The sequence below is a fragment of the Burkholderia seminalis DSM 23518 genome (assembly GCF_902832885.1).
Taxonomy (GTDB): domain Bacteria; phylum Pseudomonadota; class Gammaproteobacteria; order Burkholderiales; family Burkholderiaceae; genus Burkholderia; species Burkholderia seminalis.
Window position 1 is genome coordinate 285,299 of sequence record NZ_CADFDK010000006.1, and the last position, 25,466, is coordinate 310,764.

Annotated in this window: 21 protein-coding genes; 8 read left to right on the forward strand and 13 right to left on the reverse strand. The window is 65.8% G+C overall.

Annotated features, from left to right (window positions below):
• Position 1 precedes the first annotated feature (1 nt).
• From HWX00_RS20690 to HWX00_RS20720, 7 genes are all read right to left on the reverse strand, one after another.
• Positions 2-772 (reverse strand): hypothetical protein, encoded by a 771-nt coding sequence (locus HWX00_RS20690; RefSeq protein ID WP_034187872.1) that lies wholly within the window; start codon positions 770-772, stop codon positions 2-4.
• Positions 773-1,409: 637 nt separating this feature from the next.
• Entirely contained in the window at positions 1,410-2,264 is an 855-nt protein-coding gene (locus tag HWX00_RS20695; protein WP_124608824.1) for an amidohydrolase family protein, read from the reverse strand.
• Positions 2,261-3,283, reverse strand: coding sequence for an NAD(P)-dependent oxidoreductase (locus tag HWX00_RS20700; protein ID WP_175028115.1), 1,023 nt, complete (start codon positions 3,281-3,283; stop codon positions 2,261-2,263). Before HWX00_RS20700 ends, HWX00_RS20695 begins: the two co-directional genes overlap by 4 nt.
• Complete coding sequence (locus tag HWX00_RS20705; RefSeq protein WP_175028116.1) at positions 3,280-4,362, reverse strand: LacI family DNA-binding transcriptional regulator; 1,083 nt, start codon at positions 4,360-4,362, stop codon at positions 3,280-3,282. Before HWX00_RS20705 ends, HWX00_RS20700 begins: the two co-directional genes overlap by 4 nt.
• A gap of 8 nt (positions 4,363-4,370) precedes the next feature.
• Positions 4,371-6,257: a TRAP transporter large permease gene (locus HWX00_RS20710; protein WP_082744620.1), complete on the reverse strand. Its 1,887-nt coding sequence runs from the start codon at positions 6,255-6,257 to the stop codon at positions 4,371-4,373.
• A gap of 3 nt (positions 6,258-6,260) precedes the next feature.
• Entirely contained in the window at positions 6,261-7,292 is a 1,032-nt protein-coding gene (locus HWX00_RS20715; protein ID WP_034187878.1) for a TRAP transporter substrate-binding protein, read from the reverse strand.
• A gap of 275 nt (positions 7,293-7,567) precedes the next feature.
• The gene (locus HWX00_RS20720) at positions 7,568-8,476 is read right to left on the reverse strand and encodes a LysR family transcriptional regulator (protein WP_034187879.1); all 909 of its coding nucleotides are present in this window, start codon (positions 8,474-8,476) and stop codon (positions 7,568-7,570) included.
• A gap of 113 nt (positions 8,477-8,589) precedes the next feature.
• On the opposite strand from HWX00_RS20720, the gene HWX00_RS20725 reads away from it, so the two are divergent.
• Both HWX00_RS20725 and HWX00_RS20730 read left to right on the forward strand, forming a co-directional pair.
• Positions 8,590-9,528, forward strand: coding sequence for a 2-hydroxyacid dehydrogenase (locus tag HWX00_RS20725; RefSeq protein ID WP_124608820.1), 939 nt, complete (start codon positions 8,590-8,592; stop codon positions 9,526-9,528).
• A gap of 76 nt (positions 9,529-9,604) precedes the next feature.
• Positions 9,605-10,969, forward strand: coding sequence for an MFS transporter (locus HWX00_RS20730; RefSeq protein ID WP_124669912.1), 1,365 nt, complete (start codon positions 9,605-9,607; stop codon positions 10,967-10,969).
• 27 nt (positions 10,970-10,996) lie between these two features.
• Here HWX00_RS20730 and HWX00_RS20735 read toward each other — a convergent pair whose 3' ends face one another.
• Entirely contained in the window at positions 10,997-11,965 is a 969-nt protein-coding gene (locus tag HWX00_RS20735) for a LysR family transcriptional regulator (RefSeq protein ID WP_175028117.1), read from the reverse strand.
• A gap of 364 nt (positions 11,966-12,329) precedes the next feature.
• On the opposite strand from HWX00_RS20735, the gene HWX00_RS20740 reads away from it, so the two are divergent.
• The 4 genes from HWX00_RS20740 to HWX00_RS20755 all read left to right on the forward strand — a co-directional run bounded on the left by HWX00_RS20740 (position 12,330) and on the right by HWX00_RS20755 (position 16,600).
• Positions 12,330-13,505, forward strand: coding sequence for an HPP family protein (locus HWX00_RS20740; protein WP_175028118.1), 1,176 nt, complete (start codon positions 12,330-12,332; stop codon positions 13,503-13,505).
• A 123-nt stretch (positions 13,506-13,628) separates the two neighbouring features.
• Entirely contained in the window at positions 13,629-14,042 is a 414-nt protein-coding gene (locus HWX00_RS20745) for a MarR family winged helix-turn-helix transcriptional regulator (RefSeq protein ID WP_034187884.1), read from the forward strand.
• 20 nt (positions 14,043-14,062) lie between these two features.
• On the forward strand, positions 14,063-15,850 hold the full coding sequence (locus tag HWX00_RS20750; RefSeq protein WP_175028119.1) for a chloride channel protein: 1,788 nt from the start codon (positions 14,063-14,065) through the stop codon (positions 15,848-15,850).
• Positions 15,851-16,264: 414 nt separating this feature from the next.
• Complete coding sequence (locus HWX00_RS20755) at positions 16,265-16,600, forward strand: hypothetical protein (protein ID WP_021162025.1); 336 nt, start codon at positions 16,265-16,267, stop codon at positions 16,598-16,600.
• Between the two features lie 88 nt (positions 16,601-16,688).
• On the opposite strand, the gene ppnP is transcribed toward HWX00_RS20755, so the two are convergent.
• Positions 16,689-17,009 (reverse strand): pyrimidine/purine nucleoside phosphorylase, encoded by a 321-nt coding sequence (gene ppnP, locus HWX00_RS20760; protein ID WP_006478890.1) that lies wholly within the window; start codon positions 17,007-17,009, stop codon positions 16,689-16,691.
• Positions 17,010-17,182: 173 nt separating this feature from the next.
• Positions 17,183-18,085, reverse strand: a complete 903-nt coding sequence (locus HWX00_RS20765; protein WP_175028120.1) for a LysR substrate-binding domain-containing protein — start codon at positions 18,083-18,085, stop codon at positions 17,183-17,185.
• 180 nt (positions 18,086-18,265) lie between these two features.
• Here HWX00_RS20765 and HWX00_RS20770 point away from each other — a divergent pair, with 180 nt between their 5' ends.
• Positions 18,266-19,450, forward strand: coding sequence for a M20 aminoacylase family protein (locus HWX00_RS20770; RefSeq protein WP_175028121.1), 1,185 nt, complete (start codon positions 18,266-18,268; stop codon positions 19,448-19,450).
• Between the two features lie 42 nt (positions 19,451-19,492).
• A complete protein-coding gene (locus tag HWX00_RS20775) occupies positions 19,493-20,812 on the forward strand; it encodes an MFS transporter (protein WP_034187888.1) in 1,320 nt (439 codons plus the stop codon).
• Positions 20,813-21,432: 620 nt separating this feature from the next.
• On the opposite strand, the gene HWX00_RS20780 is transcribed toward HWX00_RS20775, so the two are convergent.
• From HWX00_RS20780 to HWX00_RS20790, 3 genes are read right to left on the reverse strand one after another with little or no spacing between them, the layout of a single operon-like run.
• Positions 21,433-21,687 carry a PAAR domain-containing protein gene (locus tag HWX00_RS20780; protein ID WP_034187889.1) on the reverse strand — a complete coding sequence of 85 codons (255 nt, stop codon included), beginning with the start codon at positions 21,685-21,687 and terminating at the stop codon, positions 21,433-21,435.
• Positions 21,677-22,510 (reverse strand): tetratricopeptide repeat protein, encoded by an 834-nt coding sequence (locus tag HWX00_RS20785; protein ID WP_175028122.1) that lies wholly within the window; start codon positions 22,508-22,510, stop codon positions 21,677-21,679. The genes HWX00_RS20780 and HWX00_RS20785 overlap by 11 nt, the downstream gene beginning before the upstream one ends.
• Positions 22,494-25,439 carry a VgrG-related protein gene (locus HWX00_RS20790; protein ID WP_226193968.1) on the reverse strand — a complete coding sequence of 982 codons (2,946 nt, stop codon included), beginning with the start codon at positions 25,437-25,439 and terminating at the stop codon, positions 22,494-22,496. The genes HWX00_RS20785 and HWX00_RS20790 overlap by 17 nt, the downstream gene beginning before the upstream one ends.
• Between the last annotated feature and the right edge of the window lie 27 nt (positions 25,440-25,466).

The following is a 25,466-nucleotide window of genomic DNA, read 5'->3' on the forward strand; positions in this document are numbered from 1 at the left end:
ATTATTGTTGTTTGGACGGCAACTGCGCGGGGTTCGCCGCATCGAGTCCGGGCGCGCGGCCGCCGTTCAGCACCGCCTGCTGCTGCGCCTGCTTGACCTCGGGGTTATCCATCAGCGACGTCTCCATCTCGGAGAACGCCTTGTTGACCGAGCGCATCACCGAATCGACGGCCACGTCGGTCTTGATCTGCTCGAACGTATCGGACGCCTGCCGGCCCGCGAGCTTGTTCATCTTCTGCGCCGCCTGCGACATGTCCCACATCGCCTTCGCGCGGTCGATCGCCGCCGCGAAATTCTTCAGTTCGACCTGCACCTGCTTGTAGCGGCCCTCGCGAAACGCGAGCAGCTGCTTCATCGTGTCGAGCTGCGCGCGAAAGCGTGGCGCGTCGTCCGGGTACTGCTTCTCGAACAGTTCCGTCTTGCCCTCGAAGTTCTTCACCTCGGTACGAAACGCGGTGATGCTGTCCGCGAACTTCTGCGCGTCCTGGCGCTTTTCCGCGAGCTGGTTGATCAGCGTCTCGATCGGATTCGACTGCGCCTCCTCGACGATCATCTTCACCTTCTGGTTCGCGAGCTTCATCGCGACGACCGGCGCCAGATAAATCGCGCCGAGACCGATCACGCCCGCCGTGACCAGCGCGATCACCCCCTTCAGGATGAACAGCGCGGCCGGTGCCGCGATCGCGACGCCGGCGACGATGATCGCCCACTTGATCAGCTTGACCTTGCCACTCCCCGAACTGCCGTTTGCTTCATTCGAAAGCTGCGACATGAGTTTTTCTCCTGGAACCTCGAACCGAACTGCGTACGTGTGCTTTTTCAAGCTCAATCGAAATGCTTCGGACTCCGGTGCCGCCCGGCAGACAGGCAAGCCGGCGGCGCAATGCAAGGATGGGCGCGTGCGGACGTCACGAGACGCCGGTGTAGGCGCCGTTCGGAATGCGGTGATCGGGGGCGGCGTGCGACGGAGCGATGCGGCAGGCCGAACCGGCGCCGTTCATCGTCGCGGCCCGTGCGCGGACGGGAAAGTGTACCGACGTGCGGTACGAAACGGGATGACGGATACGTGACGCGGCGGGCGTCGGGTGAAGCGTCGTCGCGGCGCGCGAACGGATGCGGCGCCGGTATTCCGGTACGAGGGCGTAAAGGCTCATCGTTGTTCTTTTGCGTGTCGCGGGTGCAGGAACCGCGCGGCCGGCGCGTCCCGCTCCAAATGCACGAACGTATCCTGCGCCGACCGGCATTCAGCGTCAAGCGGTCGGCATGGCCCGTGGCTTTCCCGATCGAAAGCGTGCACCGCACGTCAACTTTCAACACCGTAAGCATGTTGCCGGCACGGCAAGCGCCCGTGCCCGGTCAGGATTGCTTGGCATCGTCCCGCAGCCTGCGGCCGGCCGGTCGACCGGCAGCTACGTCGCGGCGTCGGGCGAGGTGCGCGCATCGAACCCGTAGAGCGCCGCCGGATTGTCGACGAGAATCGTACGGGCCGCCGCGTCGTCCGCGGCACAGGCGTACAGCCAGCCCAGCAGGTTTGCATCGTCGGGCACTGGCGACGCATTCGGGTGCGGCCAGTTGCTGCCCCACACGCAACGCGCCGCGTGCTCGCGCGCGAGCACCGCGGCGAGGCGCGCGACGTCGCCGTAACCGGGCGCACCGGACTGCGACGTTTCGTAAGGCGCGGACAGCTTCACCCACACGTGGCCGCGATCGAGCAGGCGCCGCAACGCGACGAACGCCGGCGCCTCCGTTTCAACCGGCGTCAGGAACTTGCCCGTGTGATCGATCACGACACGCGCCGGTAACGACGCCAGCATCGACCCGACGTCCGGCAGCGTCCGGCCGTCGAGCTGCACGTCGACGTGCCAGCCGAGCGGCGCGATCCGCGCGGCCAGGCGTTCCAGTTCGTCCCAGCGCGCGACGCCACCTGCGAGCGTCATGAAGCGCACGCCGCGGATACCGGCCGCGTGCAGCCGCTCGAGCTCGGCGTCCGGCACGTCGACCGGCACCGTCGCGACGCCGCGCGCCTGCGGGCCGAACGCGGCCAATGCGTCAAGCGTGCAGCGGTTGTCGAAGCCATAGCCGGTCGGCTGCACGACGACCACACGCGTGAGACCGAGCGCCTGTTGCATGCGCCGATACGCGTCCACCGGCGCATGTGGGGGACGGAAGGTCGCCGTCGGCGCGAGCGGATACGCATCGTCGTAGATATGGATATGGCAATCGCACGGGTTCGGCGGCCGACTGCCCGTCGTGTCGTGCGTCATCGCACGCCCGGTGCGGCAGACGCGACGGCCGAACGCCAGCGCTCCAGCCGCGTCGCCTGCGCCGCGTTGACGGCGCCGGTCGGCACGCGCCCGTCGAGCAGCGCGGCGAGCTGGTCGACCGTCTCCAGCGCCTGATGCTCGATCGCCGGCAGCGTCAGCCCGCCGATGTGCGGGGTCGCGATGACGCGCGGATGCGCGGCCAGCGCGGGCGTCGGCATCTGGTCCGCCGCGCGGCCGACGTCGAGTGCGCAGCCTGCCAGCCGGCCGCCGTCGAGCGCGTCGGCCAGCGCCTGCTCGTCGACGAGTTCGCCGCGGGACGCATTGATGAAGCACGCGCCCGGCTTCATCGCGGCGAATGCCGCCGCATCGAGCAGGTTCGCGGTGGCCGGCGTGGCCGGGGCAAGGCAGACGACGTAATCCGCGTCGCGCAGCAACGTGGCGGAGTCGACCTGTTCGAGCGGCCGCGCATCGACCTGCACGTACGGATCGCTGACGAGCACGCGCATGCCGAGCGCCGTCGCGATCGGTGCGAGATGGCGCGCGATCTGCCCGTAGCCGATCAGGCCGAGCGTGCTGCCGCGCAATTCGCGCCCCATCCGGGGCGCGGGCGGCGCGCCACGATGGTACGCGTCCGCGTAGCCACCGATCCCGCGCGCGAGGTCGATCATCGCGCCGACCACCCATTCGGCGACGGCCGGCCCGAAGCCGGGGCTCGCCTGCGTGACCAGCACGCCGAACGCGCTCGCCGCGGCGACGTCGACCGTGCGGATGTCGACCGCGCAACGCAGGAACGCGGCGAGTGCCGGCAGCCCCGCGAACAGCGCGCGCGGTGCCGGGGTCTGCCGGTACGCGACGATCGCGTCGCATCCCTGCGCGGCGGCAATCAGCTCGTCCGTGTCGAGTTCGCGATCGTGCGGGTTGCAGGCGACATCCGCGATCGCGCGCAGCGCGTCGAGCGCCCTGGCGCCGAAGTAGTGGTCGATCATCCCGACCGGATGCGTGACGTAGACGCGCGTCATGCGCGGCCTCCGCTCGTGCCGGCCGCATGCGGCGGCGGCGCCACCGACGCGCGCTCGACGAGCGTCACGTCCGCGAACACGCATTGCCCGGCGGCCGACGGCGCGTCGCCCTCCTGCCGCATCACGCGCCGCACCATCTCGCCGGCCATTTCGGTAACGGGCAATTGCACCGTGGTCAGCGCCGGCCACGAGATCGCCGACAGGAAATGACCGTCCATCCCGACGACGGATACATCGTCCGGCACCCGCAACCCGCCGTCGCGCAGCCCCGCCATCAGGCCGAGCGCGAACAGGTCGTTGACCGCGACGATGCCGGTCGGCCGTGCGGGATCGGCCGCGAGCTCGACGCCGAGCGCACGCCCGACATCGACGATCACCGAATCGCCGTATTCGTTGGCGGAGCCGCCGTCGAGCACGCGCGCCTGGGTGGCGCCGCCCGCCTCGCCTGCCACGGCGAGAAAGCCGCGGATCTTGTCGCTGCGGCTCACGGTGATGCCGGCCACCGTCGCGAACGCGAGCCGCGTATGACCCGCCTCGACGAGGCGGCGCGTCGCGAGCCGCGCGGCCGCCTCGTTGTCGGCCGTCACATGGTCGACCTTCGATGGCTCGCCGGGCGTCGCGCGGCGGTCGTAGCTGACGACGGTCATCCCGCGTTCGGCCGCGCGCTCGAGGTGACTTTCGTCGGCGAGCGACGAGATCACGATCACGCGCCGCACGCCATGCGCGTAGAGATCGTCGAAGAACGACGCCTCCTTGCGCGCGTCGCGATACGTGTTGCCGATCAGCACGCGATGACCGTACTGTTCCTGCGCGCAGGCCTCGACCTCGCGCGCGATGTAGCCGTACATCGGGTTCGCCATCGACGGCACCAGCAGCCCGACGAGCGGCGTCTGCCCCGTCTTGAGCTGGCGCGCGAGCGTGCTCGGCCGGTACCGCAGCGCGTCCATCGCGGCCTTCACGCGTTCGAGCGTTTCCGGCTTCATCTGATCGGTACGGCCGTTGAGCACGTTCGAAACCGTGCTGACCGAAACGGCCGCATGACGGGCCACGTCCTGAATCGTACTCATGTCGTCTTGCATGGAACGGGCTACAGGCCGAAACGGGCCGGCAGCCACAACGAAAACGCCGGTGCGAAGATCAGCGCCACCAGGGCGACGAACAGCACCAGCAGGTATTTCACCATCGGCCGGGCCACGCGCCCGACCTCGGTGCCCGTGATCGCGCACGTCGTGAACAACCCGAGGCCGACCGGCGGCGCGAACAGCCCGAACCCCATCGCCACCACCACGACCGTACCGAAATGCAGCGGGTTGATGCCGAGCTGCAGCGCGATCGGCGCGAGCAGCGGCCCGAAGATGATCAGCGCGGGCGCGCCTTCGAGCACGGCGCCGAACACGATCATCAGCAGCGCCGACAACAGCAGGAACATCGTCGCGCCGTACTGATGGGCGAACGCCGTCATTGTGCCCGAGACGAGCGCCGGAATCTGCTCGATCGACAGCGCGAACGACACGCTCGACGCCGCCGCGACGATGAACAGGATGCCGCTCGCCATCGATGCGGCGCGCACGAACACGCGGCCGACCGAACGCCACGTCAGTTCGCGGAACGCGAGCCAGCCCACGACCAGCGCGTAGACCACCGCAAACGCGGACACCTCGGTCGACGTCGCGACACCCGACGTCACGCCCTTGCCGATCATCGCGACCATGACCAGCGCGACGAGCGCGCCGCCCGCGAGCGGCAGCCACGCGCGACGCTCGACGAACACCTCGGCCACGTCGATCTTGCGCCCGGTGATCACCGTCACGACCGCGAGCGACGCGGCCAGCACGGCCGCCGGCACGATCCCGGCGACGAACAGCCCGGCGATCGAGATGTTCGCGACGAAGCCCATGATGATCATGTTCACGCAGGGCGGAATCGTCTCGGCCATCACCGCGCTGCACGCGAGCAGCGCGGCGGTTTCGTTCGGGTCCTGCCGTGCGCGGCGCACGGCGGGCATCACGACGCCGCCCACCGCCGCGATATCGGCCAGCTTCGAGCCCGACACGCCGGAAAAACACGCGGTCGCGAAAATCACGATCAGGCCGAGCCCGCCCCGCACGCGTCCGAACATCCGCAGCAGCAACTCGACGAGCCGCGCGGACATGCCGTTGGACTCCATCAGCAGCCCCGCCAGCACGAAGAACGGCACCGCCAGCAGCACGAAGTGATCGGCACCGGCCATCACCTGTTGCGAGTAGACGAGCAGCGGCAGCGTCGGATCCGCGAGGAAATACAGCAGCGCGGAAAACGCCAGCACGAACCCGATCGGCACGCCGAGCACCAGCCCGCCGACGAAGCCCGCGACGAGCAGCGTGCCCGGCGCGACCGCATGCGCGGGCCACAGTGCGTTCCAGCCGTACACGGCGACCGCGAGCGCCGCACAGCACGCGAACGTGCCGATCACACGGCGGCGCGGCGCGTTCAGCGCATTGGCGAGTGCGAATACCGTCATGAACAGCGCGCCGAACATCATCGGATACCCGTTGATCCAGCCCGGCAAGCCGCCCGTCGTCATCTGGTCGTACGAATCCGCGAGCAACTGGCACGACGACACCAGCAGGTTCAGCGCGACGGCCGCCACGATCCAGTGACCGACCTGGATCAGCGCGCCCTGCCAGCGTGCCGGCAGCCGGCCGCGAAACACGTCGATGCCGACATGCTGGCTGCGCCCCAGCACCGTCGCCGCGCCGAAGAACACCAGCACGATCATCAGCGCACTGGCCACTTCCTCGGCCCAGTCGACCGGGTCGTGCAGGAAATAGCGGAACACGACCGACACGAACACGACGAGCACGTCGACGGCGAGCACCGCCGCCGACAGGATTTCAATCCAGCGCAGCGCCGCATCGAGCACGCGGGCGGCGCGATGCGCCGGTTGGCCTGCAGCGGGCGCCGACGCGGCACCCGAGACGGAATGCATGTCCATCGCTCAACCCCGCGCGGCGGCGATCGCCGGAAACAGCGGCGCGGTGGCCGGATACTGCTTCGCGAACGCGACATACAGGCGGTCGCGCATCGTCTGCCGCAGCACCGCGCGCTCGGCATCGGCCAGCGGATAAAACGACATGCCGCGCTGCTTCAGCGCCTGCTCCGCCTGCGCGGCCTTCTGCGCGGCAATCGCACGCTGCTGCACGGTCGCGTCGGCCACCGCGCGCTCGAACGCCGGCCGCAGATGGGCCGGAATCCGGTCGAGCGCACGCCGCCCCATCACGACGGTCATCGCCGCGAACACGTGGTGCGACTGCCAGCACGACTTCACGGTCTCGTCGAAGCGGCTCGCGAGCACCGTGGCGGGATCGTGTTCCAGGCCGTCGACGACGCCCGTCTGCACGGCCATGTACAGCTCGCCGAACGGAATCGGCGTCGGCACCGCGCCCATCGCCTTGAAGGTGTCCATGAACGCGGGCGTCGGCAGCACGCGCAGCTTCGTCCCCTTCAGTCCCGCCAGCGCCGTCACCGGCTGCTTCGTGAACACGCAGCGGCCGCCGAAATGCGAGCCCCAGGTCAGCACCGAACATCCGGCGCGCTTTTGCAGCAGCGTGTTCAGGCTCGTGCCGACCGGCCCGTCGAGCGCCTTCGCGACATGCGCGTAGCTGTCGAACAGGTAGCCGAGATCGAGCATCCCGAGCTCCGGCGCGATCGTGGCCCAGATCGACGAGCCCGCGATCATCATGTCGATCGCGCCGATCTTGACCTGCTGCACGACGTCGTTTTCCTTGCCGAGCTGGCTGTTCGGAAAGTAGTCGACCCGGATCGCATCGCCCACGCTCGCCTTCAGGTTCGCGGCGAGACGCTCGTACCACACGTAGTGCGCGGCGTTCCGGTCGGCCGGCATCGACGACGAGCAGCGCAGCGCGACGACCGGCTGCTGCGCGCGCACGCTTTCCGGCAAGCCGCCCGCGGCCGCGAGCGTGGCCGCCGACACCGTCTGCAGGAAGCGCCGCCGGGTGTAGGTATTCATGAGCCGTCTCCTTTGCAGTGCGCCTCGCGACGTCACTGTATCGATTTAGTGTATCGATACAGTAATACGATGACCGATAAGGAAAAATGAGGGTTTCCCCTGCCTAAAATGAAACCCAAGGGGCGTGCAGCGCGTTTTTTCGCGAAAATCGGACAAAAATTGGCCGCTTCCCGCACATTTTCGGCTGCAGCCGAAACAATTCGAACGGCGGCTCGAATCGTCAGACGACAGACTTTTCGGCGCACGCCGGCGCCCGCTCGCGCGAGCAAACGCCGCTAGACGCCCACGTCGTCCGTGCTCTCGGTCAGAAACCGCTCGACCATCGCGTTGAACACCGGCAGCGCCGGATTGTCGTTGTCCGCCCGCCACGCGAGATACAGCTCGGCCGCGACATTGACACCCGCCAGCGGCCGGAACACCACGCCGTCGACGTGAAGCTCGCGCGCCGATGCCGGCACCAGCGCCGCGCCGAGCCCCGCGCGCACGAGGCCGAGGATCGTATGCGTCTGCCCGACGTAATGCAGGTAGTTCGGCAGCCGCCCGGCGCCCGCGAACATCCCCGAGATCATGTCGTGGAAGTACTTCCCCTCGTTCGGCGAGTACGCGATGAACGGCTGCCGGTCGAGCTCGTCGGGGCCGATCTGCTCGTAGCCGGCGAGCGGCGCGCCTTGCGCGACCGCGACGAGCATCGGCTCGCGCTGCACGAGCCGGTATTCCAGCGGCTGGCGCGCCGCGCGCTGGCGCACGAAACCCGCGTCGAGCATCCGCGACGCGAGCGCGTCGATCTGCACGGTCGACACCATTTCGCGCAATTCGACGTCGACGTCCGGCAGCGCATGCGCGGCGTGCGCGAGCAGCACCGGAATCATCCGGTACGCACTGACGGCCGTGAAGCCGAGCGTGATGCGGCCGGCCCCGCCGTGCGCGACGCGCTGCGCGGCCTGCTCGGCCCGTGCCGAGAATTCGAGGATGTGCCGCGCATCGCGCAGGAAGCGCTCGCCGGCCGCGGTCAGGCTGACCTGCCGGCTGCTGCGTTCGAGCAGCGCGATGCCGAGCGCGTGCTCGAGCAGCTGGATCTGCCGGCTGAGCGGCGGCTGGGTCATGAAGAGCCGCTTGGCCGCGCGGCCGAAATGCAGTTCCTCGGCCACCGCGACGAAGCAGCGAAGCTGGTGTAGTTCAATCATCCAAATCTTGAATTAATCGATAGTCTTTTGATGTTAGACCGATATCGATGCGATTCCTATACTCGGTTCCACCTGATGCACGGCCCGCGCCAAACACGACGACCGAGACCTTCATGACCATCGACATCCTGCTGACCCAGCCGCTCCCCGACACCATCGACGCCGAACTGTCCGCCCGTTACGCGGTGCACCGACCGTATGCGGCCGCGCAGCCCGACGCGCTGCTCGATCGCGTGGCCTCGCGCATTCGGGGTGTCGTGACCGGCGGCGCGAACGGCCTGTCCGCCGCGCTGATGGACCGGCTGAGCGCGCTCGAGATCGTCGCGATCAACGGCATCGGCACCGATGCGGTCGATCTCGATCGCGCCCGCGCACGCGGCATCCACGTGACGACGACACCCGACGTGCTGACCGACGACGTGGCCGACATGGCGCTGGGGCTGATCCTGATGACGCTGCGCGATCTCGGCGCCGGCGAGCGGATCGTGCGCGCCGGCCGCTGGGGCAAGACGGCCCAGCCGCTCGCGACGCAGGTCACCGGCAAGCGGCTCGGCATCGTCGGGCTCGGCCGCGTGGGCCGCGCGATCGCGCAGCGCGCGCAGGCGTTCCGGATGCCCGTGAGCTACTTCGGCCCGCGCGAGCACCGCGACAGCGGCTATCGCTACGTGCCCGATCTCGCCGCGCTCGCGCGCGACAGCGACGTGCTCGTGATCGCGGCATCGGCCGATCACGGCAACGTGCTCGTGACGGCCGACGTGCTCGCCGCGCTCGGCCCTCAAGGATTCCTGATCAATGTCGCGCGCGGCAAGCTGGTCGACGAGGCCGCGCTCGTACGCGCGCTGGCCGACGGCACGATCGCCGGCGCCGGCCTCGACGTGTTCGCGAACGAGCCGCACGTCCCGGCCGCGCTGCTCGAACTCGACCGCGTCGTCGTGCAGCCGCACCGCGCGAGCGCCACGCACGAAACGCGCGAAGAGATGGGCCGGATCGTGCTCGCCAACCTCGCCGCGTGTTTCGCGGGCCAGCGCCCGCCGACCAGCGTCACCGGCTGACCGCGGCGCGGCCGTACGGCCGGCATCCTCGATACGACAACCGATGCCTCCGCCCGACGGAGGCCAGGAGACACGCATGCCCAATCGATCCAGCGGCGCCGCCCTCGCCGCCTCCCCCGCCGCGTCGCGCACGATCGGCCGCGTCCGCTACACGGTCCTCGCGCTGATTTTCGCGGTCACCGTCATCAACTACGCGGATCGCGCGACGATGTCGATCGCCGGCACCGGCGTCGCGCACGACCTCGGGCTGACGCCCGTGCAGCTCGGCATCGTCTTTTCCGCGTTCGCCTGGGCCTATGCGATCGGCCAGGTCCCGGGCGGCTGGCTGCTCGACCGCTTCGGCGCGCGGCGCGTGTACGGCCTGAGCCTGCTGCTGTGGTCGGTCTTCACGATGCTGCAGGGCACGGTCGGCTGGCTCGCCGTGCAGGGTGCGGGCGCGACGCTCGCGCTGTTCGTCATGCGCTTCATGCTCGGCCTCGTCGAATCGCCGGCCTTCCCCGCCAATTCGCGGATCGTCGCCTGCTGGTTCCCGACCGCCGAACGCGGCACCGCGTCGGCGCTGTTCAATTCCGCGCAGTACATGGCCGTCGTGCTGTTCACGCCCGCGATGGCCTGGCTCACGCACGCGCTCGGCTGGGAGCACGTGTTCCTGTGGATGGGGTTGCTCGGCATCGCGCTCGCGGTGCTGTGGTTCGCGTGGTATCGCGAACCTCACGGCCACCCGCGCGTGACCGATGCGGAGCGTGACTACCTGCGCGCACACGGCGCGCTCGTCGATCTCGAGGCGAATCGCGTGCGCCACCGGCCGCGCGTGTCGTGGCACGACGCATCGCAACTGTTCCGCCACCGGAACCTGTGGGCGATCTATATCGGCCAGTACTGCATCACGGCACTCACGTACTTCTTCATCACGTGGTTTCCGATCTACCTGATCAAGGGGCGCGGGATGACGATCATGGAAGCCGGCTGGGTCGCCGCGCTGCCGGCGATCTGCGGGTTCACGGGCGGCGTGCTCGGCGGCGTGCTGTCGGACTGGCTGATCCGGCGTGGACTGCATCCGTCGAAGGCACGCAAGACGCCGTTCGTCGCGGGGATGGCGATGGCGACGCTGCTCGTGCTCGCGAACGGCGCGTCGTCGAACGCGATCGTGATCGCGCTGATGACGATCGCGTTCTTCGGCAAGGGGCTGGCGGCGGTCGGCTGGGCCGTGCTCGCCGATACGGCGCCGGAAGGCATGGTCGGGCTGAGCGGCGGCGTGTTCAACGGCCTCGGCAACATCGCCGGGATCGTCACGCCGCTCGCGATCGGCTACTTCGTCGCCAGCACGGGTTCGTTTGCCGGCGCGCTGTGGTTCGTCGCCGCGCACGGGCTGATCGGCATCGCCGCATACACGTGGCTCGCGGGCCGCTTCGAGCGGATCCGCATCGCGCCGGCCGCGTGAACGCCGCCGCCGCGCGCAGGCGCGCCGTCACGCGCGCTTGCGGCCGCCCGGAGCCGGTTCGATCGTCAGCCGCTCGAGCTCGCGCAGGTCGTTCTCCAGCGCAGGCGTGAGCGTCGTGCGCAGGTGATCGAGGAAGGTGCGGATCTTCGCGTCGAGATAACGGCGCGTCGCATACACGGCGTACACGCTCACCGTCTGCAGCCGATACTCGGGCAGCACGCGGATCAGCCGCCCTTCGCGAATGTCGTCGAGCACCGTGTACAGCGCGACGCACGCGATCCCGCGCCCGGCGCGCACCGCGACGCACAGCGCGTCCGGCACGTTGACCTGGAACGGCGCCGGCTGCAGTTCGTAGACCGCCTCCTCGCCGTCGCTGCGCTCGAGCCGCCATTCGCCGGCCGGCGACGCCGGCGTGTCGAGGCGCAGGCACACGTGGTTCGGCAGTTCGTCGGGCGTCTGCGGCGCACCGTGCCGCGCCAGGTATTCGCGCGACGCGACGAGCACGCTGCAGCTCGTGCCGCAGGTCTGCGCGACATAACCTGAATCGGGCAGTTGCGACGCCGTCACGATCGACACGTCGTAACCCTCCTCGACGAGATTCGGCATCCGCTGCGCAAGCGTCAGTTCGACCGACACGTCGGGATTGTCCTCCTGGTACCGGACGATCGACGACACGACATGGCTCTGCCCGAGCCCCGTCATCGCATGGATGCGCATCTTGCCGCTCGGCCGCAGCAGCGCGTTGCGCGCCTCGGCGTTCGCGTAGTCGATTTCCGCGAGGATCGACTTCGCGCGCTCGAAATAGCGTTCGCCGCTTTCGGTCAGACCGAGGTGGCGCGTCGTGCGATGCAGCAGGCGCGTCTGTACGTGCGCTTCGAGGTTCGAGACCGCGCGCGACACCTGCGCGGTGGTCGCGTCGATTTCCTTCGCGACCGCAGTAAAACTGCCGGCTTCGACAACGCGCACGAACAGGCGCATGTTTTCGAGCATATCCATTGGATTGGCTTGGGGAGAGTCAGTGGGGAGGCGTCGGCGGCGCTCGCGTCAGAGGGGAAACGGAACGCGGCCGCGAACCACGTCGAATCGATCAGCGAGCCGGGGAAAAGGCGGGAGAGCGGGCATCGCGTACGTGGTTCTGGCGTGACGGGGGATTCAGTGGCCGGAATTGTACGCCGCCGCAGACAAATTTGCGCGATTGTTCGCCCCCGAAGCTTTCATCGGACGAAAGGTTTTCGCAAGACTCGGGCTCCCCCGTGCGCAACGGCTTGATGCCGCGCGGCAATTTATATCACAACACGATATAATTCCGCTCTCGTCACCGCGCGCGCACCGCGCCGTCACCTTTACCGCTCGCCCGTTCATGTCACCAGGCTCCCCTCCATCGCGCCGCACGTTGCGGCAATGGCTGCACGGCTTCCTTCCGCATCCGATATCGCTTGGCTGGCGCGAACGCCTGCGTTCGTGCACGGGTGCGCTCGTGGGAATCGCGACGGTCGGCGCGACGATGCGGCTGCTACCCGGCGGGCCGGGCCTCGTGCCGCTGCTCGTCGCGCCGATGGGGGCATCGGCGGTGCTGCTGTTCGCGGTGCCGGCAAGCCCGCTCGCGCAGCCGTGGTCGATCATCGGCGGCAATCTCGTCGCGGCGACGGTCGGCGTTGCCTGCGCGCGATGGATCGCCGATCCGGTCACCGCCGCCGCGGTCGCGATCGCGTGCGCGATCGGCGGCATGTTCGCGCTGCGCTGCGTGCACCCGCCGTCGGGCGCCGTCGCGCTCACAGCCGTGGTCGGCGGCCCGGCCATCCACTCGCTCGGCTTCCGTTTCGTGCTGGAGCCGATCGCGCTGCAATCGGCGATCCTGCTGTCGGCCGCGCTCGCGTATCACGCGCTGACCGGGCATCGCTACCCGCATGGCGGCGTACATCCCGAAGCGAAACCGCGGGCGGGCGGCGCCGTGCCGGCGCACGGCGGCTTCACGCGCAGCGATCTCGATGCGGTGCTGAAGCGCCGCGGCGAATGGCTCGACATCGATCCGGACGATCTCGAAACGCTGCTGCGCGAAACCGAGATGCAGGCCTATACGCGCACGTTCGGCCAGCTCACTTGCGCCGACCTCATGACGAAACACGCGATCGAGGTCGCACCGTCGACGTCGGTAACGGCCGCGCTGACACTGCTCGACCGTCACTGCGTGAAGGCACTGCCGGTGGTCGATGGCGAAGGCCGCCTGACCGGCATCGTCACGCGCGCCGACCTCACGCGCCAGCCGCGCCGCCCGGCCCCGCTGTGGCAACGCCTGTCCGCGCGACTGCCGCAATCGCTCGGCGGCCGGCCTGCGAGCGTCGCCACCGTGATGACGCGCGACGTCGCGTGCGTGCCGGAAACGATGCCGATCACCGCGCTCGTGCCGCTGTTCACGCATTCGGGCCACCATCACATTCCGGTCGTCGATGCGTCGCGCCGGCTCGTCGGGATCATGACGCAGACGGATCTCGTGACGGGCCTTTATCGGCAGACCCAAATGCTCGAGGCCGCGTAACGCACGTGACGCCACAAAACGGCTGACGCAGCGCGGACCGTCTCCATTCCGCCCAATATCGTTCACTTATATCATGTTGTGATATATTTGACGCCACCGAAACCGCCCGTACGACCGACCTCGATGAACGATACCCGACGCGCGCTGAACAAGAGCGATTTCCAGCAACTGTCCGAGTTCCGTTACCAGATGCGCCGCTTCGAGCGCTTCTCCGAACGCGCCGCGCAAAGCGAAGGCGTGACGCCGCTGCAATACCTGCTGCTGCTGCACATCAAGGGCTATCCGCATCGCGAATGGGCGACCATCGGCGAGCTCGCGGAACGCCTGCAGGCGCAGCATCACGGCGTCGTCGCACTGGTGACGCGCTGCGAAGCGCTCGGGCTCGTGAAGCGCAAGCCGAGCGAAGCCGATCGCCGCCAGGTCGAGGTCCACCTCGAGCCGGCCGGCGAAACGCTGCTCGCCCGCCTCGCGGCCATGCATCGCGCCGAGCTGAAGTCGCTCAAGGACACGTTCCAGGTGCCCCGGATCGATTACTGACCCTTGCCCTTGTCACGCCGATGAACGCACCACACAAACGCGATTTCGCGCCCATCGAACGCCTGCCCGGGATCGCGTTGCTTGCCGCCGGGATCGGCCTGCTCAGCACGCTCGCCGCGTTCGTGCTGTCGAGCCTGATCCACCTGTTCACGAACCTGTTCTTCTTCCAGCAGCTCTCGTTCGCCGACCGCTCCCCGGCGAACAACACGCTCGGCGCATGGGTGATCGTGATCCCGGTGATCGGCGGGCTGATCGTCGGGATGATGGCGCGCTTCGGTTCGCGGAAGATCCGCGGCCACGGCATTCCCGAAGCAATCGAGGCGATCCTGTTCGGCAAGAGCCGCATGTCGCCGAAGGTCGCGATCCTGAAGCCGCTGTCGTCCGGCGTCGTGATCGGCAGCGGCGGCCCGTTCGGCGCCGAAGGCCCGATCATCATGACGGGCGGCGCACTCGGCTCGCTGGTCGCGCAACGCGTGCACGTGACCGCCGCCGAGCGCAAGACGCTGCTCGTGGCCGGTGCGGCCGCCGGCATGACGGCCGTGTTCGGCACGCCGGTCGCCGCGGTGCTGCTCGCGGTCGAGTTGCTGCTGTTCGAATGGCGTCCGCGCAGCTTCCTGCCGGTCGCGCTGGCGTGCGCGGTGGCCGGGTTCGCACGCGCGGTGTGCTTCGGCGTCGATCCGCTGTTTCCGCTGACGACGGCCGTGCCGACGCCCGTCGCGCTGCTGTCGTGCATCGTCGCCGGCCTGCCGTCGGGCATGCTCGCGTGCGGCCTGTCGGCGGCGCTCTATCGCGTCGAGGACACCTTCGCGAAGCTGCCTGTGCACTGGATGTGGTGGCCCGCGCTTGGCGCGATCGCGATCGGCATCGGCGGCTGGCTCGAACCGCGCGCGCTCGGCGTCGGCTACGACGTGATCGGCGATCTGCTTCATCAGCACATCGCGTTGAAGATCGCACTTGCGCTGCTGGTCGTGAAGGCCGTGATGTGGGTGATCGCGCTCGGCTCGGGCACGTCGGGCGGCGTGCTGGCGCCGCTGCTGATGCTCGGCGCCGGCCTCGGCACCGTGCTGTCGCCGATGCTGCCGGGTGGCGATCCGGCGCTGTGGCCGCTCGTATGCATGGCCGCGACGCTCGGTGCCACGCTCGGCGCTCCGCTGACCGCGATCGTGTTTGCGTTCGGCCTCACGCACGACGCGAACGCGCTGCTGCCGCTGCTCGCGGCGACGCTCGTCGCGCACGGTTTCTCGACCATCGTGATGAAGCGTTCGATCATGACGGAGAAGATCGCGCGTCGCGGCTATCACATCTATCGCGAATACGGTGTCGATCCGCTCGAGCGCCATGACATCGGCGAAGTCATGACGTCGGCCGACCGGGTCGTCGCGATCGACGGCGCGACGACGCTCGCTACCGTCGAGTCGCGCTACTTCGGCGCGAAGCAGACGCATCGCGCGTACCCGGTCGTGCAGCACGGCCGCCTGCTCGGCCTCGTCGATCGTGCGACGCTCGATGCGCGGCGCGCAGAGGCAGGCGCCGAGTCGCCGATCTCCGATGCATTCGCCAACCGCGTGCCGGCCGTCGCGCTCGCGCACGAAACGTGCCGCGTCGTCGCATCGCGACTCGCGATGCTCGGCCTCGAACGCCTGCCCGTCGTCGACGACGAGCAATCGCTACGTGTCATCGGCATCGTGTCGCGCAGCGACCTGATCAAGCCCGCGCGCCATCACTTCGACGACGAACAGACGCGCGAGCGCTTCCGCCCCATCGTCCCGGTCAACCTGCGCGACGCAGGCACCCGCGAGGCGGGCTGATGCCCCCCCGCGTGCTGCATCACATTCGGTCGCGTCCCGCGTTTAAAGTTGGTTAACAGTTCGACGGGCGAAAGTTTGTCATGATGGTGTCCATGCGACGGGGCCATCAATCAGCCATTCCACTTCGCCATCTGATAAAGAGTCGCGGCACGGCATGCACGCACATGCCGTTTGCCGCGGCCGTCACGACACCACACGACCGGACCGCGCGCCGACCGGGCAACACATGACGTCGAATCGCAGACGACGCATGCCGCATCGCAGCAACGCTGCACAGCACCGGAGCCGCCATTTGGCAAGCGCGTTAACAACTTGTTTCGGAATAGCCGGAACCGTGCTCGCCCGATGCGATCTCACTAGCACGCAGTACTACTGCGGATCCCACCTAATCAATCACGACTCGAGGGAGATAACGTGAACGCGAAATACTTACCGCTCATCGCATTGACCGTGGCATTTTCTGCTCATGCAGCCGATTCTGCCCTGCAGAACGTGGGACAAAGCCAAAAGCCCGCCGACCAGGTCGCGCAGTGCATCGCCAAGACGTGGGCCGACAAGTCGCAACAGCAAGTGACGTCGCAGTACGAACTGGCGAACGGCCTCGCCATGGCCGTTTATGCACCGGGCCAGCAGCCGCCGAACGGCGCTGCCGCCGTGGTGCGCCCGGCCAACGCCGCGAACGCGAAAACCTGGGTCGGTTTCCGCGGCGGCGATGCCTCGTCGGCCGGCGACATCAACGCCTGCCTGTAAATCGAACAGGCGCTCCGGATGGCCTTGCGCCATCCGCTTGCGACAAGCCCCGTTTCGACGGGGCTTTTTCTTTTTCTGCCGCCCGCGCTTACAGGTAGCTGCAGACGTAATCGAGCGTCTCGAGCACTTCGATGTCGAAGCGGCTCTTGCCCGGCACCGAGAACGACTCGCCGGCGCCATAGGTTTGCCATTCGCTGCTGCCGTCGAGCTTCACGCGGCACTTGCCGGCCTGCACTTCCATCAATTCGGGCGCGTCCGTACCGAAGTTGAGCGCGCACGGCAGGATCACGCCGAGCGTCTTGCGCGTGCCATCCGGGAAGAGCACGGTATGCGACACGCACTTGCCGTCGAAATAGACGTTCGCGCGCTTGACGACCGATACGTTGTCGAATTGGGTTGCACTGGTCATGTGATGCCTCTGATTGCTGGATGCCGGATAGTGATGGATTGGAGGCCGGCCGGAGCGGCGGGCCGGCCGATATCATACCGGCTCGCGCGGCATACGTCGGAACGGCCGGCCGCCGGTCGCTTGTCGGGGTGGTCATCATCAGGATGACTACATGATTGCCGTGGAACTCGGGTTCACCGCAACCCCTTGCGCCGCGCGGAATCGCGCAGGCAGTCGAGCAGCATCGCCGCGGCCGGCGTCAGCGGGCTGTCGCGGCGCGTGACGACCTGTACCGAGACACCCGGCAGCCGCTCGCGAATCGGCAACACCGCGAGCTGGTCGCGCGCCCACTCGCCCTGCAGCAATTGCTCGGGCATCGATGCGATCAGGTCGCAACCGGTCATCAGGCTGTGTGCGAGCCCGAAGCTCGGGCATTCGACGACGCGCGCCGGTACCGGCAGCCCGTACGCGACGAATGAATTGAACAACACCTGCGTCGAGCTTTCCGGCGACGGGTTCATCAGCCAGTCGGCGTCGACGAGATCGGCGAGCGACGTGGCCGACGCGAGCGGATGCCCCTTGCGCGCGACGATCAGCGAGCGGCTCGCGTAAAGCTCCGCATGGTCGAACTCGGCCGCCAGCAGTTCGGGGACGACGACCGCCACCGCGAAATCGAGCGAGCCGTCGTGCAGGCGCGGCAGCGCGACGCCCGGAAACCCTTCGACCAGGTTGACGCGCGCCACCGGGAAGCGGTGCCGGAATGCCCGAAACGCGTCGGGCAGGATCGTCACCGCGGCCGCCGGTGTGATCGCCGCCGACACGGAGCCCGTCATCGCCCCCTGTGCCTGCTCGATGTCGTCGCGGGCGCGCTGCATTTCGGCGACGATCAGCCGCGCGCGCACCTGCAATTGCTGGCCGAACGCGGTGAGTTGAACGCCGCGCGCGGTACGCACGACGAGCGACACGCCGAGCGCGATCTCGAGTTCCTTGACCGCCTTCGTCAGCGCCGCCGGCGACACGTTCAGGCGCCGTGCGGCCGCACGGATGCTGCCTTCTTCGGCAACGGTGACGAACGCTTTCAACTGATGGTATTTCATGGCGGCAACGCGTGATCCGTGGAAACCCCGTGCATCGCGGCGTTACCGGCTCAGGGTATTCCCGAGCGGCAACCGGTGGTGTGCACCAAAGCAATTTATCAGCTTCTGGTACGCAAAAGAAATTTATATGCTTGCTCGTCATATACGCGTCAAACGCCCTTCGGCCCCACTGGAGACCCCATGCTGCAAGCCGTGAACCCCGTCATCCCCGGTATCGCCGCGATCGCCCCCGAGCTGGTCGAGGTGCGCCGCCGCATCCACGCCCATCCCGAGCTCGCGTTCGAAGAGACGCTCACGAGCGACCTCGTCGCCGAGCTGCTCACCGGCTGGGGCTATGAAGTGCATCGCGGCATCGGCAAGACGGGGGTCGTCGGCGTGCTGCGCGAAGGGCAAGGCACGCGCACGGTCGGGCTGCGCGCCGACATGGACGCGCTGCCGCTCGCCGAAGCCACGGGCCTGCCGTACGCGAGCCGCCATGCGAACAAGATGCACGCGTGCGGCCATGACGGCCATACCGCGATGCTGCTGTGCGCGGCGCGTCACCTCGCGGCGACGCGCCAGTTCTCCGGCACGCTGAACCTGATCTTCCAGCCGGCCGAGGAAAACTTCGGCGGCGCGAAGGCGATGATGGACGACGGCCTGTTCCACCGTTTCCCGTGCGACGCGATCTTCGCGATCCACAACATGCCGGGCCGCGCGGCCGGCGACATGGCCTTCCGCACCGGCGCCGCGATGGCGTCGGCCGACCGCGTGACGATCACGCTGCGCGGCGTCGGCGGCCACGGCGCGATGCCGCATTTCGCGCGCGATCCGATGTCGGCCGCGGGCAGCATCATGGTCGCGCTGCAGACGATCGTCGCGCGCGAGGTCGACGCTCAGCAGGCGGCCGTGATCACGGTCGGCAGCGTACAGGCCGGCGAGACGTTCAACATCATTCCCGAGACCGTCGTGATGAAGCTGTCGGTACGCGCGCTGAACGCCGACGTGCGCGCGCTGCTCGCGCGCCGCATCGAAGCACTCGCGAGAGGCCAGGCGGAAAGCTTCGGCGTGAGCGCGGAAGTCGACTACGACTACGGCTACCCGGTGCTCGTCAATCACGCGGAACCGACCGCGTTCGCGGCCGACATCGCGCGCCAGATGCTCGGCGCCGAACGCGTCGAAACCGAAGCCGCACCGCTGATGGGCAGCGAGGATTTCGCGTTCATGCTCGAAGCGCGCCCCGGCTGCTACGCGTTCATCGGCAACGGGATCGGCAGCAAGGGCGGCTGCATGGTGCACAACCCCGGCTACGACTTCAACGACGACATCCTCGCGATCGGCGCCAGCTATTGGGTGCGCGTCGCCGAAGCCTGGCTCGCCGCCTGACGGCCCTTCATCACGCAGTTTCGCGCTTATCGGGGGAACCCCATGGAAACGTCTGCCCTTCCGTTCGCCGGCACGCCGGTCGATGCCCGCGCCGCCGCGAAGAAACGCCGGCTGATCGCGGCCGCCGCCGTCGGCAACGCGCTCGAGTTCTACGACTTCACGGTCTACAGCTTCTTCGCGATCCTGATCGGCAAGCTGTTCTTTCCCGTGCATTCGCCGTTCGGGCAGTTGATGCTCGCGGTCGCGAGCTTCGGCGTCGGTTTCGTCACGCGTCCGCTCGGCGGGCTCGTGATCGGCATGTACGCCGACCGTGCCGGCCGCAAGAGCGCGATGATCCTCACGCTGCTGCTGATGGCGCTCGGCACCGCGACGATCGCGGTTGCACCGACCTTCGCGCAGATCGGCATCGCCGCACCGCTGTTGCTCGTGCTCGCGCGCCTGCTGCAGGGGTTCGCGTCGGGCGGCGAAGTCGGCGCGTCGACGACGCTGCTGCTCGAGCAGGCGCCGCAGCATCGGCGCGGCTTCTACGCGTCGTTCCAGTTCTCGAGCCAGGGGCTCGCCGCGCTCGCCGGCGCGCTCACCGGCGTTGCACTGACGTCGACGCTGAACGCCGCGCAACTCGAAAGCTGGGGCTGGCGCGTGCCGTTCATCATCGGCACGCTGTTCGTGCCGCTCGGCTACTGGCTGCGCCGCACCGTCGAGGAGGTGCCGGCCGCCGCACCTGCCGCCGCGCACGACGAGCCGGTCGCGTCGCTGCCGCTCGCCGACGTGCTGCGCCATCACGGCAAGGCAGTGTTCGCGGGCCTCGGCGTGACGATCGGCGGCACATCGATCCACTACATCATCGTGTTCTACATGGCGATCTACGGCGTGCAGGTGCTGCATCTGCCAACCTGGCTGTCGATGACGGCAGGCTGCGTCGCCGGCGCGATCCTGATGCTCGTGACGCCGATCGGTGGCCACCTGTCCGACCTGTTCGGGCGCAACCGGATCGTCTGGTGGACGCGCATCGCGCTGATGGCCGCGATCTACCCGGCGTTCATCGCGCTGAACCGCTGGCCGGGCGCCACGTCGCTGCTGTCGATCATCGCCGCGCTGTCGATCGTGCATGCGATCAACATCGGCGCGACGGGGGCCATGCTCGGCGAGTTGTTCCCGCGTGCGGTGCGGGCGACGGGCGGTGCGCTGGTGTACAGCGTGGGCGTCGCGATCTTCGGCGGCTTCGCGCAATTTTTCGTCACGTGGCTGATCGCGGCAACCGGGAATCCGAATGCGCCGGCGTGGTATGCGATCGGATGTGGCGCGATGACGTTGCTCGCGATTCGTTGCATGGATGAAAAGGCGGGGAAGGCGTTGGACTGAGCGGTGGGGGGATGCCCGGTGTGTGAAGCGTCATTGACGCCGCGCGCATCGGACATCATTGACCAATACACAACACCACGATCACCCTTTCGACGACCACACGCACGATCGCCTTCGGCGGGCTCGTGCGGCGAGTGCGCGCAATATCGTAGCGTCACCGATTCCCACAGGCCCCACCGGTTCCGGACGGGGTCTTTTCGATTCTCCTTCTGCATCGGCCACTCAGGAGAAACGTAATGTCCAACACCGTCTCCCCAAAACGAGCGCTGCTTTCGCTCAACATGCAGGCGGGATGTTCCACGATTACGCTCGTCCGCATGGCAGCGAACGCTTGCTGGCCAACGTCAACCGGTTGACCTGTCGTGCACACGACGCGAGTGGGTCGATGTTCGCCGTGAGTCGCACCGGGTCCGCCGGCTCGCCGATCGCTCCCGACTCGCTGTGCCGTTGCCGAAACTTGCGATCGATAAGGCACGCGATATCGTATTCGACAAGACCCGATCGAGTTGCTTCGTGGGCACGCGGTCGACATCTGCGAAATCGTGATTCTGGGGGTAAAGACGCAATACTGCATGGACACGCCCGCATCAATGGCCAGGTTTCCCACTGCCGTTGTAGCGTCACCCGAGACTCGAAATCAGATGACAGCCGCATGTCGCTCGATGACCGTGTCGCGCAACCGGAATGCCGTCGTCCTTCATCGATTCGTCGCCTTCCTCGATAACGTTCGGCGCCACCTCCGGATGCTGCGGACACGATACGCGGTCGCCTTTACGCGCGACGTAGCGGCCATCGAATTTCATTGATGATGAACCAGTTTCGACTTTGCCTCCGTGATCAGTGGAATCTCCGATACGAATGATATCAATTGACATATCTCTCTTGCGCTCTCGACGGAATCTTTGAAGCATTACCTGATCTATTCATCAAGTTAACATACCTCTTATATGCTGCACGCCCCTTCTCGACATCCCCCCTGCTCCAGTACGAATCGGCAATATTAAGCCACGCAACAGCTCGATTCGGCACAACGGATAACACAGTCAGAAAAACAGGAATGGCCTCATCATCTCGATTATTTAATTGAAGGGCGTATGCATAATCATTAAGCGACGAAATCAATATATCACGCGTAACTCGATCGTCCAACCAATTTTTCTGGTATGCCTCAGCATACGGGGCGAGAACTTTAGCAGCATCTTTAGGACGATCATTTTTCAAAAAAAGAAGAGCCTCTTGATGAACCATATCAAGATAATAAGCATACTTTTCCCTTAAACCACCCCCTTCCGTTACTATTTTATAATTTCCAGTGAAATCTATATCATCCGCACATATCCCCGCAACGTTTGCATCCATTACTTCAATAATTGACTTTTTTACCCTTGCAAAGACACGATGACCCGCAACACTCTTCTCGCCAATATTCGCAATTCCGTTGTGAATAGGCGCGAACTCTCCATCAAGAGAGTCACTCTTTAACTTTATCTCTCTAGATTTAACGTAACAATCCGCCGAAGTAGATGCACCGGCTGGCGGGGCGCCACCTGATAGCGTTAACGTATACAGGTCATCAACTTTGACCAGGGCCGCATCCGCTCCTTGAGTTTCATAAAATTTGACAAAACCCTCGGAGTGCGCAAGCAGTGTTGTGAAAGTGAAAAATCCACCAATAGATAAATTAATAATCTTTTTCATTAGCAAGCTCATGTTGCGCCTTCGCCCTCTCCGAAACAAACCTCTTTGCAACATTTTCTTGCCCATGAGACGACGAATGGATAAATCGAACAAGTTTCCCATCCGAATTTTTCCTACCCCTCTCTGCATAGATGGCATCAATCAACTTCACGTCGTAGTCTCGCGTCTCCGTCGGTGGCTCGAGAGAACTCATTGCCGTTGTAATAACATCGGTTGACGGCCCATGTTGAACGCACGTTGACCAAATGACGTCATTCAGCGCATGAGAATGGTACCTCATGTCAACGCGCGCAAAAACCTCAATTGTTTTAATCTGGATGTCGTAGTGAGTTTCTCTCGTGAACTTATGCTCTGCATCATGAAATTTAGATTCATCTGACTTCACAAGCTCCCGCCATTTATCAGAGAACTCCAACGATCCCGGCGTTAATCCTTCAAAGGCGTTTGGCCAGGGAAATCCAGACCATGAAACAAACTCCTTTACCCTACCGCCAATGATGGGCTCACCATGCTTCTGTCGCGTTTGGCTCGTAAACTGATACGATCCGTACGAAACTCCCCCGGGGTCTCCTTGACCACCAGAGATGGCAATTGGCCCTCGGCCACCCGTTTCGTAATATGTCGACAACCCTCCAAGATCGTAATCCCGTCGTTTTCTGACAGTGGCGAGGAAATTCCCCAGCAACCCAATCGGATGGAAGTGCCAAGGCGAGAGGTCCGTAGGAAAGCCATCAACTCCCTTGACTTGTTCCCACCACTGAAGCTTGGCAAGCCGATCAAGTTCCGTCTTCCACATCTCGGTTTGCTTCTTCATGAGCGGGGTGAGTTCCTCCCACTTGCCCATACCGCCACCCCATTCGGTTTCATTGCGCACAACAAGGTGCGAAACCGCTTCAGCCATCCACCGCGTTTCCAGCGCATGCTTCAGTTCCTGTGCAGTCACCTTCCCGTCGTGGTTCGTATCGATCGCCGTTTCAAGTTTCGTGATGAGTTCGCCAGCGTTGACCTTCCCCGCCACGCCCTTGAACTCGGTACCTTCCTCATCCGCCAGATATTGTTCGGTCGTATGGATATGGCGTTTGAACATGTCGGCAGGGCTGACGCTGCCGTTGTCGACCAATTCGAAACCCGGCCATTCCCAAGGGCTACGCAACTGCACGCCGTCATGGCCGGTATCGCATACCCATCCCTGTCGTGCGGAACCGTCCTTCGAACCAATCGTGATGTTCCACCAGTGATGCCCCTTGTCGTCGATCGCGACATTGTCCGCCCCAAGCTTGTCGAGACCCGTACGGCGGAGCACATCCCGGAAATCCGCTCCCGGCCCGCTTGCCTTGGAAACGTCCAGCGGAAAGTTCTGCCATCCCGCGACATTCGCCGTGCTGATCGTGTTCGCGAGACTGCTTTCAACCCACATCGGGTTCCCAACGTCCGCGAAGGTTTGTTTGGCCTTCTGCTTGCCTTTCGCGGACACAGTCATCACGCTCTTTGGCTGCACCTTGATCCAGCGCGAACCCTTTGCGTCGCCTATCGGTACAAGCTTCAATCCGGATTGGGTCAGTTTCTGATCCGGCGCGAGCACTTCGCTGACCAGCCTGGCCCCCGGCTCGATTTCCAGAAGCGGTTTGTTTTTATCGTTCAATTCTTTCGCGCGCGCACGGCTTTGATCGATGAAGTCTTTCAGGTCCGGCCCCGCGAACACTTCGAGATGCAACATCGGATAGTTCGGCTTCGGCGGTATCGGGCTCGCCTTACTGGGCCATTGATACTGGCCGACATGCGCGACGACTTCGCCTGCCTTGACGCGCTGCGGCTCCTTCAGGATCACTACCGTATCGAGCGGTTTCGGATCGACAACAGCGTCCAGGTCCCCTTTGAACACGTAGCTCCACGGCGCTTGGGGGGACACCGGCTTACCGACTTCGGCAGACAAAACCGTGCCCGATTTAATGGACTTGATCTTGATCCAGTCCAGGTGTGTGGGATCGCCTTCGCCCGCAACGATTTCGGCCCCCATCGGTAATATCCCGATAATCTTGCTCTTTCCGTTCGGCAACTCTCGAATGTGCAAGCCTGCCTCCGGCGCTGGAGGAGTGGCATCTTGACCGCTATCTGCGGGCGGAGGCTCGTTCTGGTTCGTGTTGTTGACAGGCAGATCGTCGGCACCATTGATCCGCTTCGCAGATGGCTGCGCAGGCGCCTTCCGCTTCGGAACGGTTTGCTTGTCCTTCGCCTTGCCGCCCACTCGATAGTAGCGATCGCCTTCCCAATACGACATCGGTACCGGAAGCGCCGGGTCAGGCTTCGGGTTCGATTTCGCCTGTTCAATTGCTTTCTGATAGCCGGCCCAATCCATCGTGTGCATGTACAGGCTGAAGAACACGAGGGATTTTTCGTTCGCCGGTTTGCCGTTGGACGGCGCGTTATTGGCAGGGGCGGCTGTCGGGGGCGCGGTGTCAGTCGATGCAGGCGCGGGGGCCGATGCGGGAGCCGATTTCGCGGATTCCTTCGCGGCCGGCTTCGGCGGCAACTTCAGTTCGTGGCGGACCAGTACAAAGCCGGTCGAGTAGTGCGCCCGACCAGCATTGTTCGGGTACGTCGTTTCCTCGTATTTCGCGTTCAGCCGATACGCCACGATTTTGCCGTCCGCAATCGCGCGCACGCCGCTGTCCTGCTTCAGCATTTCCGCGCTGCCGTCGGCGAAGTGCACGCCACCGTGCCACATGCCGCTGACGCCGAGCGGATAAAAGCCGTTTTCGCACTTGGCCAGCGCCCTGAAATAGGTCATCGGGTCGGCCGCGTCGTTCTTGCCTACCGGCGTGAACGGGTAGGCCCAGCTCAGTGGCGTATCCGCCGGTTCCGCAGGTTTGGTGGCCGATTTTGGGGCGGACGCCGGATGGTGCTTCTTTTTAGGCATTGTCTTGCTCATGATTCCCGACTCGGATTCGGTTTCAGG

Bases quoted from the DNA above. Each gene is read 5' to 3' on its own strand.
- HWX00_RS20690 (WP_034187872.1), bottom strand. From the start codon at position 772: ATGTCGCAGCTTTCGAATGAAGCAAACGGCAGTTCGGGGAGTGGCAAG.
- HWX00_RS20695 (WP_124608824.1), bottom strand. From the start codon at position 2,264: ATGACGCACGACACGACGGGCAGTCGGCCGCCGAACCCGTGCGATTGC.
- HWX00_RS20700 (WP_175028115.1), bottom strand. From the start codon at position 3,283: ATGACGCGCGTCTACGTCACGCATCCGGTCGGGATGATCGACCACTAC.
- HWX00_RS20705 (WP_175028116.1), bottom strand. From the start codon at position 4,362: ATGCAAGACGACATGAGTACGATTCAGGACGTGGCCCGTCATGCGGCC.
- HWX00_RS20710 (WP_082744620.1), bottom strand. From the start codon at position 6,257: ATGGACATGCATTCCGTCTCGGGTGCCGCGTCGGCGCCCGCTGCAGGC.
- HWX00_RS20715 (WP_034187878.1), bottom strand. From the start codon at position 7,292: ATGAATACCTACACCCGGCGGCGCTTCCTGCAGACGGTGTCGGCGGCC.
- HWX00_RS20720 (WP_034187879.1), bottom strand. From the start codon at position 8,476: ATGATTGAACTACACCAGCTTCGCTGCTTCGTCGCGGTGGCCGAGGAA.
- HWX00_RS20725 (WP_124608820.1), top strand. From the start codon at position 8,590: ATGACCATCGACATCCTGCTGACCCAGCCGCTCCCCGACACCATCGAC.
- HWX00_RS20730 (WP_124669912.1), top strand. From the start codon at position 9,605: ATGCCCAATCGATCCAGCGGCGCCGCCCTCGCCGCCTCCCCCGCCGCG.
- HWX00_RS20735 (WP_175028117.1), bottom strand. From the start codon at position 11,965: ATGGATATGCTCGAAAACATGCGCCTGTTCGTGCGCGTTGTCGAAGCC.
- HWX00_RS20740 (WP_175028118.1), top strand. From the start codon at position 12,330: ATGTCACCAGGCTCCCCTCCATCGCGCCGCACGTTGCGGCAATGGCTG.
- HWX00_RS20745 (WP_034187884.1), top strand. From the start codon at position 13,629: ATGAACGATACCCGACGCGCGCTGAACAAGAGCGATTTCCAGCAACTG.
- HWX00_RS20750 (WP_175028119.1), top strand. From the start codon at position 14,063: ATGAACGCACCACACAAACGCGATTTCGCGCCCATCGAACGCCTGCCC.
- ppnP (WP_006478890.1), bottom strand. From the start codon at position 17,009: ATGACCAGTGCAACCCAATTCGACAACGTATCGGTCGTCAAGCGCGCG.
- HWX00_RS20765 (WP_175028120.1), bottom strand. From the start codon at position 18,085: ATGAAATACCATCAGTTGAAAGCGTTCGTCACCGTTGCCGAAGAAGGC.
- HWX00_RS20770 (WP_175028121.1), top strand. From the start codon at position 18,266: ATGCTGCAAGCCGTGAACCCCGTCATCCCCGGTATCGCCGCGATCGCC.
- HWX00_RS20775 (WP_034187888.1), top strand. From the start codon at position 19,493: ATGGAAACGTCTGCCCTTCCGTTCGCCGGCACGCCGGTCGATGCCCGC.
- HWX00_RS20780 (WP_034187889.1), bottom strand. From the start codon at position 21,687: ATGTCAATTGATATCATTCGTATCGGAGATTCCACTGATCACGGAGGC.
- HWX00_RS20785 (WP_175028122.1), bottom strand. From the start codon at position 22,510: ATGAAAAAGATTATTAATTTATCTATTGGTGGATTTTTCACTTTCACA.
- HWX00_RS20790 (WP_226193968.1), bottom strand. From the start codon at position 25,439: ATGAGCAAGACAATGCCTAAAAAGAAGCACCATCCGGCGTCCGCCCCA.